This is a genomic window from Vibrio sp. Isolate34 (assembly GCF_022397915.1).
Classification (GTDB): domain Bacteria; phylum Pseudomonadota; class Gammaproteobacteria; order Enterobacterales; family Vibrionaceae; genus Vibrio.
The window spans coordinates 1-683 of sequence record NZ_JAKEUO010000063.1 but is presented as its reverse complement, the minus strand read 5'-3'; the positions used below and the strand labels follow the sequence as shown (position 1 = coordinate 683).

Genomic DNA, 683 nt, shown 5'->3' with positions numbered 1-683 from the left:
CCGTGTACGCTTAGTCACTTAACCATACAACCCGAAAGGGTCTCTGTTTTACTTTCACTTTCCTTTTTATTTTCACTTTTAAAAAGTGAAGACAAACAGGAGTGAAAACAAACTAGTATGGCAACTAACCAAGGTTTTTGCTTGTCATCAAGAAGGGTTAATTCCTGATGACTGTTTGCCGGACTCAATTGTGAATCAAACTAAGTTTGATTCGAATACAAGACACTTGAATGTGTTTGTTGTGTTTATCAATAAAGATAAACATTGAGAACTTTTAAATTTGATTGAATTACTCGTAAGTAATCAATCAGTCAGCTTTCCAAATTGTTAAAGAGCATAAAGCAAAAAGCTTTAATCAATAACTTACGTTATTAATTAAAGCTCTGGCTTTAACTAAATCTAAACCATCAATCTGTGTGGACACTTGTCGTGAGTATCTTCGTATAAGGAGGTGATCCAGCCCCAGGTTCCCCTAGGGCTACCTTGTTACGACTTCACCCCAGTCATGAACCACAAAGTGGTGAGCGTCCTCCCCGAAAGGTTAAACTACCCACTTCTTTTGCAGCCCACTCCCATGGTGTGACGGGCGGTGTGTACAAGGCCCGGGAACGTATTCACCGTGACATTCTGATTCACGATTACTAGCGATTCCGACTTCATGGAGTCGAGTTGCAGACTCCAAT

Annotated in this window: 1 rRNA gene; it reads right to left on the bottom strand. The window is 40.3% G+C overall.

Annotated features, from left to right (window positions below):
- Window positions 1-444: 444 nt before the first annotated feature.
- Window positions 445-683, bottom strand: a 16S ribosomal RNA gene (locus tag L1D22_RS22245); the annotation flags it as partial.